Here is a 15,202-nt window from a genome sequence, read left to right as displayed (position 1 = left end):
GTGAACGGCCGCGCCGCTCACAATGGAAACACGCCCGTCGCGACCGCGGCGAAGACCATCAGCACGGTGGCGGCGAACAGGAACGGAATCGTGAATTTCTGGTGCTCGGCGAGCTCGACGCCGGTCAGCCCGACGATCAGGAACGTCGCGGGCGTGAGCGGGCTCACCGGAAAGCCGGTGGTCATCTGGCCGAGCAGCGCGGCCTGCGCCATCTGGATCGGCGGCACGCCGAGCAGCTTGCCGCTTTCCGCGAGCACCGGCAGCACGCCGAAGTAGAACGAATCGGGATCGAACAGCAGGCTGAGCGGCATCGACAGCAGCCCGAGCACGAACGGCATGTGGCGCGCATGCTCGACGGGCACGTGCGCGACGACGACCTCGGCCATCGCCTTCAGCATCCCGGTGCCGGACATGATGCCGGTGAACGCGCCGGCCGCGAGCAGCACGCTCGCCATCATCAGCGCGGCCTTCGCATGCGCGTCGATCCGTTCGCGCTGCGCCTGCACGTCCGGGTAATTGATCACGAGCGCGGCGACCGTGCCGAGCATGAACATCACCATCGGGTCGACGATGCCCGACACCAGCGTGACGAGCACGACGAGCGTCAGCGCGACGTTGATCCCGAAGCGGCCCGGCCGACGCAACGCGCGTTCGGCGTCGGTCAGCTCGCGCGGCGCGATCGCGAGCGAAGCCGCGCCGGCGCGGTCGAGCCCGAGCCGTTTCGCCTCGCGCGCGCCGAGCACGTACGCGGTGCCGAACACGAACGCGAGCCCGACGATCTGCACCGGAATCATCGGCGTGAAGATCGCCGAGCCGGGAATGTGCAGCGCGGCCGACGCGCGCAGCATCGGCCCGACCCACGGCAGGAAGTTGACGCCGGCCGCCATCGACGCGACGCACGCGAGAATGCGTCGATCCATTCCGAGCCGCGTATAGAGCGGCATCATCGCGGGCAGCGTGACGAGAAACGTGACGGCGCCCGAGCCGTCGAGATGGATCAGCAGCGCGAGCAGCGCCGAGCCCATCACGATGCGCGGCGGATGGCAGCCGATCACGCGCAGCACGCCGGCGATGATCGGGTCGAGCATCCCCGCGTCGGTGAGGATTCCGAAAAATAGAATCGCAAAAACGAACATCCCGGCGATCGGGCCGATGTTCTGTACGCCGTGCACGACGAACTTGCCGGTCTGCAGCCCGAAACCGGCCACGAGCGACGCGGCCACCGGCACGACGATCAGCGCGACGAGCGGCGACAACCGCTTCGTGATGATCAGGCCGAACAGCGCGACGATGGCGACCGCGCCGATCCATGCGAGCATGATGCGTCTCCTCTGCAGCCGGTGCGCAGGGCGTGCCGATGCGCGGGCCGGCGTGATGTCCGAATGATGGTGTGCGGCGCGCGCCCGTGCCCCGCGATGCGGCACGGCCGGCGGCCGCGATGCCGGTCAGCGCCGGCGGTGGTCGTGATCGTCGCCGTCCGCGAACACCTGCGCCGCATGTTCGTTCAGTGCGGGCGGCGGCCGCCGGTACGTGGCCGGCGTGCGGCCGAGCTTGATCGGCGACGCGATGCCGCGATGCCGGCCCAGCTCGACCTTCATCTGCCGATGCGCGACATGCGGATGGTCGAGCGCCGCGTCGAGCCCGAGCACGGGCGCGCACGGCACGCCGCGGCGCATCAGTCGTTCGGCGAGCGCGGCGCCGTCGTGCGCGGCCAGCGCCGTTTCGAGCAGCGTGCGCAGTGCGGTGCGATGCTGGCTGCGCGCGCGGTTATCCGCGAAACGCGGATCGTCGAGCCAGTCGCGCGTGCCGAGCACGTCGCACAGCGCGGCGAACTGTCCGTTGTTGCCGACCGCGAGGAAGATGTCGACGCCCGCCGTCGGGAAGCTGTCGTACGGCGTGATGTTCGGATGCGCGTTGCCGGTGCGCACGGGCGCCTTGCCCGAATGAAAGAAGTTCGGCGTATGCGGATGCAGGATCGACAGCGCGCAGTCGAACAGCGTCGACTCGACGAACTGGCCGCGGCCGCTGGCGTCGCGTTCGCGCAGCGCCATCAGCACGCCGAGTGCCGCGTTCAGCCCCGTGACGAGATCGACGATCGGCACGCCCACTCGCAGCGGCGCGCCGCCGGCTTCGCCATTGACGCTCATCAGCCCCGCGAGCGCCTGCACGGCCGCGTCGTAGCCCGGCAGCCCGCCGAGCGGGCCGTCCGCGCCGAAACCCGACACGCGGCAATAGACGAGGCGCGGAAACCGCGCATGCAGCGCGTCGAAGCCGAGCCCCCAGCGCTCCATCGTGCCGATCTTGAAGTTCTCGACGACCGCGTCCGCGTGTTCGAGCAGCCCGAGCAGCCGCTCGCGATCCGCCGGCTGCGTCAGGTCGAGCGCGATGCCGAGCTTGTTGCGGTTCACGCCGAGGAAGTACGACGCGGTGTCGCCGTCGAACGGCGGGCCCCACGTGCGCGTCTCGTCGCCGGACGGCGGTTCGATCTTGATCACCTCCGCGCCGTGATCGGCGAGGATCTGGGTCGCATACGGGCCGCCCAGCACCCGCGACAGATCGATGATGCGCAATCCCGCCAGCGCGCCCTGCTGCTCGTGTTCCGCCATGCGTCTCGCTCCTGGTTTCCGGTTGATCGGACGGCCGGTTCCGGCGGCCCGGCACTGGCGCGGGGCTTCTCCGGGTTCGGCGAATAATTCTTGTATGTGAATTTATATTCACACTCAAGAATTATATTGTCAAGCCCGGATGGGACCCGGCTGCCGCGCGGAGAACGTCGTCGCGCGCAAGGGGGGACGACACCGAACGCGGGCGGTTGCGGGGGCGCCCCGCCGTTCGCTAAGCTGGCGGGCAACGTTCACCCCCATCAGTAACGAGGCGGAATATTCATGAAACGGTTGTGGCTGGCGGCCTTCCTGCTCGCATCGACGCTGGGCATCGCGCACGCGCAAAACCAGACTTTCCACTTCGGCGAGGGACAAACCGGGGTATCGGGCGCGGCGCCGCATGCTGCCGCGCCGGTGTCTCGGCCCGCGCCCGCACGCCGGCACGTCACTGCGCCGTCGCCGCATCACCGGCGTGCCGTTCACAAGCGCCGTCATTCGCGCCACGCGAAGCCTGCGCGCAGCGGGATCCATACGCACGCGTGAGCCGTCGCCCGTGGCGCGACCGCGGTGCACGCAACTGTCACGAACGGCCGGTAACATCGGCGCGGCGGCGTGCATGCCGTGGCAGCCGGCCGCCGACCCTCGCGCGGCCGACGCGCCTTTTTCTCCACGATTCAGTACCTGTTTTGCCGAACATGAGCATCGGGCCGGATACCGTCGCCGTCATCAAGGAACGCGCCACGATCGTGTGCCGCCAGCGCAGCAGCGTGCTGCTGGTCGCCCGCACCGCGGCGCGCTGGTCGCTGCCCGGCGGCACGATCCGGCGCGGCGAGACGCCGCTCGAGGCCGCGCGGCGGGAACTCGCGGAGGAGACGCGGCTGGAGGGGCTCGCGCTCGACTACGCGGTGCAGTTCGGCGGGCTGACGAAGCTGCATCACGTGTTCGTGGCCGACGTGCCGGCACACCTGACGCCGCGGGCGAGCAACGAGATCGCCCGCTGCAAGTGGTTCACCATCGACCGGCTCGACACGCTGCGGGCGAGCGTGCCGACGCGCAAGATCATCGAGCTGCTGCGGCTCGACTGTTTTTCGGCGTTCGCGAGCGGGCCGCTTCGCTGAGGTCGACGCCGGCTCGGGCTCCGATTGCGGCGACTACGCGCGCAGGAACGGGCCGGCCTTGCGTTCGAGCAGCGCGACGAGTTCGGGCTGCATGAACGCGTAGCGATCGGGAATGTCGAGGCAGACGATCTTCCGGTGCTTCAGATGCGCGCCGAATTGCGCCGACAGTCGCGCCTTGTGCGCACGCTCCATCACGAACACGATGTCCGCCCAATCGAGTTGCTCGGCCGAGAGCCGCACGTCCGCATCGGGCGCGAGGCCCGCGGAGTCGGTGTCGATGCCGGGCCACGCGGCGAACACCGCTTCGGCCGTCGGGCTGCGCAGCCGGTTGCGGCTGCAGATGAACAGTGCCCGTGTCATGTCGCTGCGCGGCGCCCGAGGGGGCTCAACCTTGCGGAATCGTGCCCGGCCGCACGTACGCGAGCATGTGCGGCACGTAATCGGCCTTGCCGAGCTCGACACCGTGATGGCGCAGGATCGCGTACGCGGCGATCGCGTGGAAGTAGAACTGCGGCAGCGCCCAGTCGCGCGCGTACTGTTCGCCCGTCATGTCGAACGCGATCCCGTTCGGCAGTTCGAGCGCGATCGGCAGCGCTGCGCCGCCATCGAGCGCATCGGGGGCGAGTTCGCCGAGAAAGGCGAGCGTGCCGGCGATGATCGCCTGCGCATCGGCCGGCGAACCGGGTTGCGCATCCGCATTCCAGCCCGCCTCGCGCAAGGCCAGCAACGCCGCCGGCAGCGGTTCGCCGCGCAGCCGGTGAACCGGCTCCATCGCCTGGAAACACGAGAAGCGCACCTGGGCGGCGAGCGGATACATGTCGGGCGCCAGCCTCAGCGTCATCGCCGCGTCGGGGTCGTCGCCGGCGGCCTGCCGGTGTGCGACGGCCTTGTCGAGCCACGCGGACTGCGCGCGCAGCATCTGGGTGTAGGTCGGAACGAGAAGTTGGGTGGGTGACACGCATGCGCTCCTGTGTTGGGGTTCTCGCCCCACGATAGCAGCGTCGGCGCGAACCTGCATCCTGGCCAGGCGCCGACGTGTGCCGTTACGGCTTGCCGTGCCGCGCCAGGAACCGGTCGAGCTGCGACGCGAACGTCTTGCCGTCGCGCGCGCTGAACGGCGCCGGCCCGCCCGTGTCGATGCCGGCGCTGCGCAACTGGTCCATCATCGCGCGCGTCGACAGGCGCTCCTCGATGTTTTCGCGGCTGAACCAGTTACCGCGCGGGTCGAGCGCATGCGCGCCCTTGTCGAGCACGGCGGCGGCCAGCGGGATGTCGGCGGTGATCACGAGATCGCCGGGCTCCGCCAGCTCGACGATGCGCGCGTCGGCCACGTCGAAGCCGGCCGGCACCTGCACGGCCTTGATGAACGGCGACGGCGGCGTGCGTAGAAACTGGTTCGCGACCAGCGTCACGCAGATCTCGGCACGACGCGCGGCGCGGAACAGCATGTCCTTGATGACGGCGGGACACGCGTCGGCATCGACCAGTACTTGCATGGCGGGGGTTTCCAGTGGGCAAAAGCAGAAGCGGCGATCATAGCGCACCGCCGTGCCGGCCATCAGCCGGCGCGATCCGTGCCAAGCGCGTCGGCCGTCACCCACTGCGCGCCCCACGCCGCGGCGAGCCGCGCGCCCTGCCCGATCCGCACGGCCGCGTCGTCGAAGTCGACGAACACGACGTGATCGGCCGCCGCCGGCCTGGCCGGCATCTCGCGCGTGCGCCCGTCGGACAGCACCCACAGCCAGCGCTGCTTGCCGGGCTCGCGGCGCGCAGCGCTGGCCAGCAAGCGTGCGGCGGCCGCGATGCCGTCCGCGAGCGGCGTGCCGCCGCCGCCGTCGACCGGCTCGAGCCAGCGCGCGTTCCACCAGCGCGGCACGGCCGGGCCGAAGCGCCGCGCGGCGCCTTGACCGCCGAAGCAGATCACCGCGGTTTCGACCCGCGCCCGCGCGGCCTGATCGAAATACGCGACGATCAGCCCCTTCGCGAGCGCGAGCCGCTCGTGCGACAACATCGACGCCGAACAGTCGAGCACGAAGCAATGCAGCGCACGCGGCGTGCCCGCGCGTTTCCCGAACCGCAGATGCTCGCGATGCAGCGGGCCGCCGCGTTTCGCGGCGAGCGTCGCCGGCCACGCGACGGCCGTGCCGGCGCGCACCGTGCCCGGCACGCGTGCGGCTGCGCCTGACTGCCATCGAGGACCGCGAATCGCGTTCGCGGCGGCGCCGGCTCGATGGCTCAGCGTTTTTTTAGCGGCAGCGGCACCACGCTTTTCACGTCGCGCAGCCCGGCCGGTTCGGGCGGCAGGTAGCCCCAGTCGCCCTGCGATGCGGACGCATCGCCTTTCGTGTCGCCGGTCTCGCCCGGCCGGTCGTCGGGCCGCTGGCGCGGGTTCGGCGGCGAACGATCGTCGCGTTCGTCATCGTGCTGCGACGATGGGCGCGACGACTGCTGCGACGACGGCGGCCCCGCATGGCGCCGGTGCCGCAGCACGGCTTCGGCCACGCGCGCCACATGCGACACCGTCACCGCGTCGGCCTGTTCCAGTGCGGCCAGCGCGCGCGCGGCGCGCAGCATCACGAGATCGGCCCGCAACCCGTCGACGGCGGCGTCGATGCACAGCGTGCTGACGCGCGTATGGACCGCATCGTCGAAATCCAGCGCCGGCAGCCGCCCGCGCGCCGCATGAATCCGGTCCGCGAGCGCCCGCTGGGCCGCCGCATGACGCGCGCGAAACGCATCCGGATCGAGATCGAACGCAAGCCGCGCCTTCACGATCCGCTCGCGCTGGGCGGCGTCGAAGCAGTTCTCGAGCTCGACCATCAGCCCGAAGCGGTCGAGCAACTGCGGGCGCAGCTCGCCCTCCTCGGGATTCATCGTGCCGACCAGCACGAAACGCGCATCGTGCGCGTGCGACACGCCATCGCGCTCGACGATGTTCACGCCGCTCGCGGCGACGTCGAGCAGCGTATCGACGAGCCCGTCGGCGAGCAGGTTCACTTCGTCGACGTACAGCACGCCGAGATGCGCGCGCGCCAGCAGGCCGGGCCGGAAGCGCACGCCGTTTTCGGCCAGCGCATGCGCGAGATCGAGCGTGCCCGTCACCTGCTCGTCGCTCGCCGACAGCGGCAGCGTGACGAACTGCCCTTCCGGCAGCAACTCGGCGAGGCCGCGCGCGGCCGTCGATTTCGCGGTGCCACGCGGGCCGCTGACGAGCACGCCGCCGAGCGACGGGTCGATCGCGGCCAGCAGCAGCGCCTGCTGCAACGCGTCCTGCGCGACGAGCGCCGCAAACGGAAAAACCGCGCGGGCGCGGGGCGTCGTCGGATCGGTCATCGCCGTCCTCCTTCCTGGCGTTGTTCGCTGGCGAGCCAGACCGCTTCGATCCGCTCGCGATAGGGGCCCGGCTGCTGCCACAGCCCGCGCTGCATCGCTTCGACGAAGCGTTCGCAGATGCCGTGCAGCGCCTTCGGGTTGTGCCGTTCGAGGAACGCGCGGGTGGCGTCGTCGAACAGGTACGCGTCGGCGACGAGCGCGTACTGGTGATCGGACAGCACGCGCGCGGTCGCGTCATAGCCGTACAGGTAGTCGACGGTCGCCGCGAGTTCGGCCGCGCCCTTGTAGCCGTGACGCTTCACGCCGTCGAGCCATTTCGGGTTGACGACGCGCGAGCGGATCACGCGGGCGATTTCCTCGCGCAGCGTGCGCATCTTCGGCGCGACCGGGTTCGCATGGTCGCCGTGGTAGATACTCGGCTGCTGCCCGGACAGGTGCCGCACGGCCGCCGTCATCCCGCCCTGGAACTGGTAGTAGTCGTTCGAATCGAGGATGTCGTGCTCGCGGCTGTCCTGGTTCTGCACGACGACGTCGATCGTCGCCAGCCGCTCGCCGAACACGTCGGCCGCGGCGTCGCCCGCGCTGTTTTGCGCGTACGCATGGCCGCCCCATTGACGATAGGCGTCCGCGAGATCGGCGTCGGTCTGCCAGCGGCGCTGGTCGATCAGGTCCTGCAGGCCCGCGCCGTAGCTGCCCGGCCGCGCGCCGAACACGCGCCAGCCGGCGCGCCGGCGCGCTTCGTCGGGCGCCACGCCCTGCGCGATCCACTTCCCGCGTTCGCGCTCGATGCGTGCGCGAATCGGGTTCAACGCTTCGGGTTCGTCGAGCGCGGCAACGGCCTGCACGGCCGCGTCGAACAGGTGCATCAGGTTCGGGAACGCGTCGCGGAAGAAGCCCGACACGCGCAGCGTCACGTCGATGCGCGGCCGGTCGAAGATCTCGATCGGCAGGATCTCGAAGTCGGTCACGCGATGGCTGCCGTGCGCCCATTTCGGGCGCACGCCGATCAGCGCGAACGCCTGCGCGATGTCGTCGCCGCCGGTGCGCATCGTCGCCGTCCCCCACACCGACAGCCCGATCGCGCGCGGATAGTCGCCGTGATCCTGCAGATGACGCTCGATCAGCTGCTGCGCGGATTTCAACCCGAGCGACCACGCGGCCTGCGTCGGCACCGCGCGCGTATCGACCGAGTAGAAGTTGCGGCCGGTGGGCAGCACGTCGGGACGGCCACGCGACGGTGAACCGCTCGGCCCCGGCGGCACGAAGCGGCCGTCGAGCCCGCGCAGCAGCTGACGCATTTCCTCGCCGCCGCACGCGTCGAGGGCGGGCAGCAGCATCGTGCGCACGCGTTCGAGCACCGCGAGCGTATGCCGCCATGCGCCGGGCGGCGGCATGTCGATACCGGGTTCGTCGGACGCGGCTCCGCACACGGCGTCGAGCCAATGCTGCGCAAGCCGTTCGAGCCGCTCGCGCGTATCGCCCGCATGCCGCCACGGCGACGCGTCGAGCGTTTGCAGGACGGCCGGCCGCGGCCCGGTCCACGGCGCGGCCCAGTCGGCCGCGAGCGGATCGAAAGCGTCGCCGAGCGCGAGATCGCGCGCGAGTGCGCCGATCAGCCCGGCGCGTTCGCCCTTGCCGTCGCCGACCGGAAAGCGTGCGAGCGCGAGCAGCGTGTCGCGCCGCTGGCGCGCGACCGGCGACGCGCCGAACACGTGCAGCCCGTCGCGAATCTGCGCTTCCTTCAACTCGCACAGCCACGCGTCGACCCGCGTGAGCAGCGCATCCTCGTCGCCCGCATCGCGCGGCGGCGACACGCTCAGTTCGTCGTGCAGGCGATGCTCGGCGATCGTCGCGAGGATCGTCTTGCGCAACAGCTTCGCGCGCCGCGCATCGACCATCAGCGCTTCGTAGTATTCGTCGACCTGCCGTTCGAGATCCTGCAGCGGCCCGTAGTTTTCCGCGCGCGTGAGCGGCGGCATCAGGTGATCGACGATCACCGCCTGCGCACGGCGCTTCGCCTGGCTGCCCTCGCCCGGATCGTTGACGATGAACGGATACAGGTGCGGCAGCGGCCCGAGCGTCAGGTCGGGCCAGCACGCGTCGGACAGCGCGACGCTCTTGCCCGGCAGCCATTCGAGATTGCCGTGCTTGCCGAGATGGATGACCGCGTCGACCTGATACGCATCGCGCAGCCAGAAATAGAACGCGAGATACGCATGCGGCGGCACGAGATCCGCATCGTGGTAGCTCGCGTAGTCGTTCTCGCCGCGCGAGCGCGACGGCTGGATGCCGACGAACACGTTGCCCGCGCGCCAGCCGGCGATCGTGAAGCGCTGCTGCCTCAGCGTCGGATCGGCTTCAGGCGGCCCCCAGCGTGCGTTTAGCGCATCCCGCACGGTGGCCGGCAGCCGCGCGAAACGCGCGACGTAGTCGGCCAGCGCGTAACTCTGAAACGCGGGACGCAGCGTGCGCACGGCGGGATCGTTGGTCACGCCTTCGGTGAGTTGCGCGATCAGCGCGTCGCCGTCGGGCGGCAGGTCGGCCACCGTGTAGCCCGCGTCGCGCAGCGCCGCGAGCACGCGCAGCGCGGAGGCCGGCGTATCGAGCCCGACGCCGTTGCCGATCCGCCCTTCGCTTTGCGGATAGTTCGCGAGGATCAGCGCGATGCGCTTGTCGGCGTTATCGAGCGTGCGCAGCCGGCACCAGCCGCGCGCGAGCGCCGCGACGAACGCGATCCGTTCCGCATCCGGCTGGTAGCGCACGACGTCGACCTCGGTATGCGGGCAGCGATACGCGAGCCCCTTGAAGCTCACCGCGCGCGTGACGATGCGCCCGTCGACTTCGGGCAGCGCGATGTGCATCGCGATGTCGCGTGCGTGCAGGCCCTGGTTGTCGGCCACCCACGCGTCGCGATTGCCGCCGGACAGGATCACCTGCAGCACCGGCGCGTCGCCGGCCAGCACGTCGGGCTCGGGGCTGTCGATCGCGCCGGCCGCGAACGCGGTGGTATTCAGCACGAGCGCGACGCCGTGCGTGTCGCAGAGCTGCGTGATGACCTCGCGGCTCACCGCGTCCTTCAGCGACGTCACCGCGATCGGCAGCGGATTCAGCCCGTGGTCGATCAGTGCGTCGGCCAGCGCGTCGAACACCGCCGTGTTGGCGGCCTGCCAGTGCGCGCGATAGAACAGGATCGCGACGACCGGCGCGCCGGGCGTCCAGCGCGATCGCCAGTCGTCGACGCTCGCGCGGTCGCGCGCCGGGTGATACAGCGCGGCGGCGGGCAGCGGCCGCGGCGGTTCGGGTTCGTCGCCGAAGCCGAACGTGTGAAACGCGATGCTGCGCAACAGCGCGTCGGCGTTGTGCACGCCGCCTTCGCGCAGATAGCGCCACCACAGCCGGCACAGCTCGGGCCTGACCGTGCTCTTCGCGACGAGGTTCGGGTCCTCCTGCAGGTCGCCCGAGAACATCGCAAGCTGCTGCCCGCGCTTCGACGCGAGCGACACGGCCTGCTCGATCCCGTACGGCCAGTACGCTTCGCCACCGAGATGATCGATCACGACCGTCTTCGCGTGCCGCAGCACGTCGTCGACGTAGAAATCGACCGACGCCGGCTGGCGCAGGAACGTGACGTTCGCGAGCCGCACGCTCGGGAACCCTTCGGGCAAGTGCGGCACGACGCTCGCGAGCAGCGACAGCGTCGTGTCGGCCGAACTCAGGATCACGATGTCGGCCGGCTGCTGGTCGATCCGGACGACGCCCTGCGTATCGTCGACGAAGCCGCCCGGCGTGGTACGCAGCAGATGCATCGTGCGTTACGCCTGTTGCGGCTCGGCCGCGCACGCGGCGTCGAACGCGCGTTGCAGCGCGGCCGCGTCGAGATCCTCGCCGATCAGCACGAAGCGGCTCGCGCGGGTTTCGCCGTCCTGCCAGCGGCGGTCGAAATAGCTGTCGAAGCGGCGGCCGACGCCCTGGATCACGAGCCGCATCGGCGCGCCGGGCAGCGCGGCGAAGCCCTTCGCGCGGTAAATCGTGTGCGCTTCGACGACACGTTGCAGCGCGGCGATGGTCGCTTCGCGCGTGCCGGCGTCGCCCGATACCACCACCGAATCGAAATCGTCGTGATGGTGATCGTGATCGCCGTCGTCGGCCGAGCCGTGATGGTCGTGACGCAGGTGGATCGTTTCCTCCGACGCCGATTCGAGGCCGAGCAGCAGCGCGAGGTCGAGCTCGCCGCGCGTCGCGCGCACGATCTTGACCTGCGGCGGGATTTCGTCGCGGATCGCGGTTTCGATCTGCGCGAACTCGGCGTCGCCGACGAGGTCGGCCTTGTTCACGATCACGAGATCGGCGGACGACAGTTGATCGGCGAACAGTTCGTGCAGCGGCGATTCGTGGTCGAGGTTCGGATCGGCGCGGCGCTGTGCGTCGACGGCCTGCGGGTTTTCCGCGAACTGGCCGCTCGCGGCGGCCGGCCCGTCGACGACGGTCACGACCGCGTCGACCGTGAAGCTGTTGCGGATCGTCGGCCAGTTGAACGCCTGCACGAGCGGCTTCGGCAGCGCGAGGCCCGACGTCTCGATCAGCACGTGATCGATGTCCGCGCGGCGCTCGACGAGCGCTTCCATCACCGGATAGAACTCTTCCTGCACGGTGCAGCACAGGCAGCCGTTCGCGAGTTCGTACAGCTGGCCCGTTGCCTCGCCCTGCGCGCCGTCGGCATCGTCGCAGCCGATCCCGCAGCCCTTGAGGATTTCGCCGTCGATGCCGAGCTCGCCGAATTCGTTGACGATCACCGCGATGCGGCGGCCTTCGGCGTGCTGAAGGATGTGGCGCATCAGCGTCGTCTTGCCGCTGCCGAGAAAGCCCGTGACGATCGTGACGGGCAGCTTGCGTAGGGTCATGGTAGGTCCGGTGTCGAAGAGGGAATCAGGACGGGATCGTCGCGTCGTCGGCGGCGCGGCAATTCAGCGGGCGGTGCGCGGGAAGCTCGCCGCGTGATCCGCGCGGACAGCCGCGCGGCGGGCGGGACAACGAATCGGACATGGTGCTTCCTTGCGAACGGTCGACATCGTGAATGCCAACACGGCTGCCGCGTGCGTAGCCCGTGTCGCCTGCTGTTCGCCGTGCCGGCCCGGGCGCGTTCGCGCGGCGGGCGGATCGGGGCAAACAGCGGGAAACACCGGGCGTCGGGCCTGCGGCGGCCGTGGACGATGCGCCGCCTCCCCGCGGCGCTGAACCCCAAACGTTTAGGCCGGTATCCGGGCTGACGAACACGCCGCTTCGCCTTCCCGGATACGCGCGGCATCCAGTGGCGGTCGTCCGCATGCGCGCGGCATGCGGCGAAGCGGCGCTGCGTGGCGCTTGCGCGCGACGCGTTCGCTTACCGTTGCGGGGGCAGCACAGGTTGGCTCGACTGCGGCGCAGGCAGGCTCCCTGTTTCCCGTTTAACTGCGCACGCCGGAGCGGCGCGCGCGAGCACCAAAACGCGTGCGAGTGTAGGCGGCGGTGCGGGGAGCGTCAAGGCGAGCGGCCGGCGACGAACGCGAATGATTGTCGTTTTCAACTACACGAGATAAACTTCACCCGAGAACAACACGAACCACCGCGCAACGGCCATGTGAGGCAATCACTCAGTCATCCTCAAATTTCCATGTCGAAACGACAGATATCCGGGCGGCGTTTTCCTGTGCTGGCCCTGTCGCTGTGCTCGATTGCCGGCGTTGCTTCCTGCCCTGCCGCGGCGGCCGAGTTCGACGACGAACTGCCAGCGGTCGAGGTGCACAGCCGCCGTCATCCGAATGATCCGCGTGCGGAAAGCGTGAGCACGGCGACCCGCACCGCGAGCGATCCGCGCGACGTACCGCAAACCATCGACAGCGTCTCGGTCGAGGAAACGCTGTCCTATGGCGGCCGCACGCTTGCCGACGCACTGGCCGGCGTGCCCGGTGTGTCGAATACGTCGGACACGCGCTTCGATTCGTTCCGCATTCGCGGCTTTTCCAGCGCGGGCGACTTGCTGCTCGACGGCATGCGCGACGATGCGCAATACGTACGCAGCCTCGGCAACATCGAACGCGTCGAGGTGCTGAAGGGGCCGGCTGCCGCGCTGTACGGGCGCGGCAGCGGCGGCGGCGTCATCAACCGGATCACCAAGCAGCCGTTGCCGGAAAACTTCGGACATGTGTCGGCGACGACCGGCAGCTACGGACGGCTCGGCGCGTCGGTCGATCTCAACCGGATGCTGTCCAGCGCGTGGAGCATGCGGCTCAATGCGGGACACGAACACGCCGGCAGCTTCCGCGACCACGTCGACGGTACGCGTCAGTTCGTCGCGCCGTCGATCAAGTGGCACGACGCGCGGCGAAGCTGGCTGCTGCAGTTCGAATACGACACGTACCGACGCGTGCCCGATCGCGGCATGCCGGCGCCGGTCGCCGCCGTCGATGCGGCCGGCAAGCCGCTCGCGTTCTCGCTGCCGTCCGCGCCACGCGCAACCTTCTTCGGCGCGGCGGGCCGCGACACGATCCGCGACGAGACCATGAACTGGCGCTCGGTCTTCACGCATGCGCTCGACGGCGACTGGGAATTGCGCCATACGCTCGGCGTGCTGGATTTGCGCAGCACCTTCGACAATACCTACGTCACGCAAAGCTACGTCGCGAAGCCGCGCGACTACCGGCGCGTGCAACGCGCACGTTACCTGCAGGACATGACGCAGCTCAACGTGCAGACCGGCGTCGAACTGGGCGGCAAGGTCGCGACCGGTCCGGCGCTGCATCACCTGCTGTTCGGCATCGAATACGGCTGGCAGAAGCGCACGCCGGCGCTCTGGCAGGCCGACGCGGCGCCGGTTCCGGTGACCGGACCGGATCGCTTCGCCCTCGTCGGCTCGACGCCGCGCCCGTACGCGATGAACCGTCACCGTGTCAGCGACTACGCGCTGTTCGCGCAGGATCGCGTCGACCTCGGGCGAGCGTGGAAGCTGCTCGGCGGCCTGCGCGCGGAACGTTTCGACGTCGATTCGACCAACGCGCTGAACGGTCTGCATGCGCGGCGCACGACGACGGCATGGAGCCCGCGGCTCGGCGTCGTATGGTCGCCGGTCGGCGCGCACAGCCTGTATGCGTCGTACAGCAAGAACTTCGCGCCGGTCGGCGGCGACCTGATCGGCATCACGCCCGACGCGCGCGGCAACGCCAACGATCTCGGCCCGCAATACACGCGCCAATACGAGATCGGCGTGAAAAGCGACTGGCGCGATGGCGCGCTGAGCACGACGCTCGCGCTGTTTCAGCTCGACCTGTACAACCGCCGCATCGCCGACCCGGTTCGCCCGGGCTTTTTCGACCTCACCGGCCTCGAACGCAATCGTGGCCTGGAACTGGGCGTCGCCGGCCGGCTCACGGGCGACTGGTTCGTCCGCGGCGGCATCGGCTGGCAACACGCGCGGGTGGTCGACGCCGAGCCGAAGTATGCGGGCAAGCGCTCGGCGGGCGTGTCGGCGTCGAACGGCAGCCTGTTCGTCAGCCATGCGCCGCTGCGCGGGTTTTTCGCCGAACTCGGGGTCGTGTACGAGGGCGCGCGTTACGCCGATCGCGACAACCTGCTCGAACTGCCCGCGTACCTTCGCTGGGACGGCAAGGCCGGCTATCGCACGCGCGACCTCGAGGTGACGCTGGCGGCCGTCAACCTGGCCGATCGCGACTACTACGCGAATGCGACGGGCCTCGCGCAGATCGTGCCCGGCGCGCCACGCACGTTCACGCTGACGGCGGCATACAAGTTCTGACCTCGCGGGCGGCGCCGGCGCCCCGCGCAGCCGCTCCGCCGGGCGGCTTGCGCGTTGCAGGCCTGTGCTATCGTATGCGCCGCGTTCGGTGCTCGCATGCGCATTCGGTGCATGCAGTTAAACGGGAAACAGGAGGCGGACATCCGCCCGGCCTGTGCTGTCCCCGCAACGGTACGCCGCCCGCGCCACGCGCTTCCTCGCGCGTGCGCCCAGGCCGCCCGCGATGCCACTGCCCTTCAACCGGGCGGGAAGGCTGCGGTCTGGCAAGCGGCCAGCCCGGATACCGGCCGACGCAAGGGGCGAGCGCGCTGCTCGCCGAACGCCCGATCCGCGGGGGACGGACCGGGTGCGCATTCCCC

12 protein-coding genes and 2 riboswitches are annotated in these 15,202 nt (G+C 70.0%); of the genes, 3 read left to right on the top strand and 9 right to left on the bottom strand.

Annotated elements, in window-relative coordinates; all coding sequences use genetic code 11:
- Positions 1-17: 17 nt before the first annotated feature.
- Both DFS13_RS08845 and DFS13_RS08840 read right to left on the bottom strand, forming a co-directional pair.
- A complete protein-coding gene (locus tag DFS13_RS08845) occupies positions 18-1,319 on the bottom strand; it encodes a CitMHS family transporter (RefSeq protein ID WP_111441647.1) in 1,302 nt (433 codons plus the stop codon).
- 126 nt (positions 1,320-1,445) lie between these two features.
- Positions 1,446-2,606 (bottom strand): CaiB/BaiF CoA-transferase family protein, encoded by a 1,161-nt coding sequence (locus DFS13_RS08840; RefSeq protein WP_111441646.1) that lies wholly within the window; start codon positions 2,604-2,606, stop codon positions 1,446-1,448.
- Positions 2,607-2,885: 279 nt separating this feature from the next.
- Between DFS13_RS08840 and DFS13_RS08835 the strand changes: the two genes are divergently transcribed.
- The gene (locus DFS13_RS08835; protein ID WP_111441645.1) at positions 2,886-3,146 is read left to right on the top strand and encodes a hypothetical protein; all 261 of its coding nucleotides are present in this window, start codon (positions 2,886-2,888) and stop codon (positions 3,144-3,146) included.
- Positions 3,147-3,298: 152 nt separating this feature from the next.
- On the top strand, positions 3,299-3,721 hold the full coding sequence (locus DFS13_RS08830; protein ID WP_034178420.1) for an NUDIX hydrolase: 423 nt from the start codon (positions 3,299-3,301) through the stop codon (positions 3,719-3,721).
- Positions 3,722-3,754: 33 nt separating this feature from the next.
- Here the strand turns inward: DFS13_RS08830 and DFS13_RS08825 are convergent, their stop codons facing one another.
- The 7 genes from DFS13_RS08825 to cobW form a co-directional block, all read right to left on the bottom strand.
- Positions 3,755-4,081 carry a low molecular weight protein tyrosine phosphatase family protein gene (locus DFS13_RS08825; protein WP_006496440.1) on the bottom strand — a complete coding sequence of 109 codons (327 nt, stop codon included), beginning with the start codon at positions 4,079-4,081 and terminating at the stop codon, positions 3,755-3,757.
- Positions 4,082-4,106: 25 nt separating this feature from the next.
- Positions 4,107-4,739, bottom strand: a complete 633-nt coding sequence (locus DFS13_RS08820) for a DUF1993 family protein (RefSeq protein WP_020979853.1) — start codon at positions 4,737-4,739, stop codon at positions 4,107-4,109.
- 25 nt (positions 4,740-4,764) lie between these two features.
- On the bottom strand, positions 4,765-5,217 hold the full coding sequence (locus DFS13_RS08815) for a YaiI/YqxD family protein (RefSeq protein WP_006492939.1): 453 nt from the start codon (positions 5,215-5,217) through the stop codon (positions 4,765-4,767).
- Positions 5,218-5,279: 62 nt separating this feature from the next.
- Positions 5,280-5,888, bottom strand: coding sequence for a VWA domain-containing protein (locus DFS13_RS08810; protein ID WP_111441644.1), 609 nt, complete (start codon positions 5,886-5,888; stop codon positions 5,280-5,282).
- 68 nt (positions 5,889-5,956) lie between these two features.
- On the bottom strand, positions 5,957-7,054 hold the full coding sequence (locus DFS13_RS08805; protein WP_111441643.1) for an ATP-binding protein: 1,098 nt from the start codon (positions 7,052-7,054) through the stop codon (positions 5,957-5,959).
- Complete coding sequence (cobN, locus tag DFS13_RS08800; protein WP_111441642.1) at positions 7,051-10,860, bottom strand: cobaltochelatase subunit CobN; 3,810 nt, start codon at positions 10,858-10,860, stop codon at positions 7,051-7,053. Before cobN ends, DFS13_RS08805 begins: the two co-directional genes overlap by 4 nt.
- Before the next feature lie 6 nt (positions 10,861-10,866).
- Positions 10,867-11,955 carry a cobalamin biosynthesis protein CobW gene (gene cobW / locus DFS13_RS08795; RefSeq protein WP_048986551.1) on the bottom strand — a complete coding sequence of 363 codons (1,089 nt, stop codon included), beginning with the start codon at positions 11,953-11,955 and terminating at the stop codon, positions 10,867-10,869.
- Between the two features lie 330 nt (positions 11,956-12,285).
- Positions 12,286-12,552: riboswitch (cobalamin riboswitch) on the bottom strand.
- 152 nt (positions 12,553-12,704) lie between these two features.
- Between cobW and DFS13_RS08790 the strand changes: the two genes are divergently transcribed.
- Positions 12,705-14,843: a TonB-dependent siderophore receptor gene (locus DFS13_RS08790; RefSeq protein WP_111441641.1), complete on the top strand. Its 2,139-nt coding sequence runs from the start codon at positions 12,705-12,707 to the stop codon at positions 14,841-14,843.
- Positions 14,844-14,912: 69 nt separating this feature from the next.
- Positions 14,913-15,150, top strand: a riboswitch (cobalamin riboswitch).
- The last annotated feature ends 52 nt before the right edge of the window (positions 15,151-15,202 follow it).

The sequence above is a fragment of the Burkholderia sp. 28_3 genome (assembly GCF_003253915.1).
GTDB lineage: Bacteria > Pseudomonadota > Gammaproteobacteria > Burkholderiales > Burkholderiaceae > Burkholderia > Burkholderia cenocepacia.
Note: the sequence above shows the minus strand (reverse complement) of the source record. Positions and strands in the feature narration are given on the sequence as shown.

Excerpts from the sequence above, each read along its gene's own strand:
- DFS13_RS08845 (WP_111441647.1), bottom strand. The coding sequence starts at position 1,319 with ATGCTCGCATGGATCGGCGCGGTCGCCATCGTCGCGCTGTTCGGCCTG.
- DFS13_RS08840 (WP_111441646.1), bottom strand. The coding sequence starts at position 2,606 with ATGGCGGAACACGAGCAGCAGGGCGCGCTGGCGGGATTGCGCATCATC.
- DFS13_RS08835 (WP_111441645.1), top strand. The coding sequence starts at position 2,886 with ATGAAACGGTTGTGGCTGGCGGCCTTCCTGCTCGCATCGACGCTGGGC.
- DFS13_RS08830 (WP_034178420.1), top strand. The coding sequence starts at position 3,299 with ATGAGCATCGGGCCGGATACCGTCGCCGTCATCAAGGAACGCGCCACG.
- DFS13_RS08825 (WP_006496440.1), bottom strand. The coding sequence starts at position 4,081 with ATGACACGGGCACTGTTCATCTGCAGCCGCAACCGGCTGCGCAGCCCG.
- DFS13_RS08820 (WP_020979853.1), bottom strand. The coding sequence starts at position 4,739 with ATGCAGGTTCGCGCCGACGCTGCTATCGTGGGGCGAGAACCCCAACAC.
- DFS13_RS08815 (WP_006492939.1), bottom strand. The coding sequence starts at position 5,217 with ATGCAAGTACTGGTCGATGCCGACGCGTGTCCCGCCGTCATCAAGGAC.
- DFS13_RS08805 (WP_111441643.1), bottom strand. The coding sequence starts at position 7,054 with ATGACCGATCCGACGACGCCCCGCGCCCGCGCGGTTTTTCCGTTTGCG.
- cobN (WP_111441642.1), bottom strand. The coding sequence starts at position 10,860 with ATGCATCTGCTGCGTACCACGCCGGGCGGCTTCGTCGACGATACGCAG.
- cobW (WP_048986551.1), bottom strand. The coding sequence starts at position 11,955 with ATGACCCTACGCAAGCTGCCCGTCACGATCGTCACGGGCTTTCTCGGC.
- DFS13_RS08790 (WP_111441641.1), top strand. The coding sequence starts at position 12,705 with ATGTCGAAACGACAGATATCCGGGCGGCGTTTTCCTGTGCTGGCCCTG.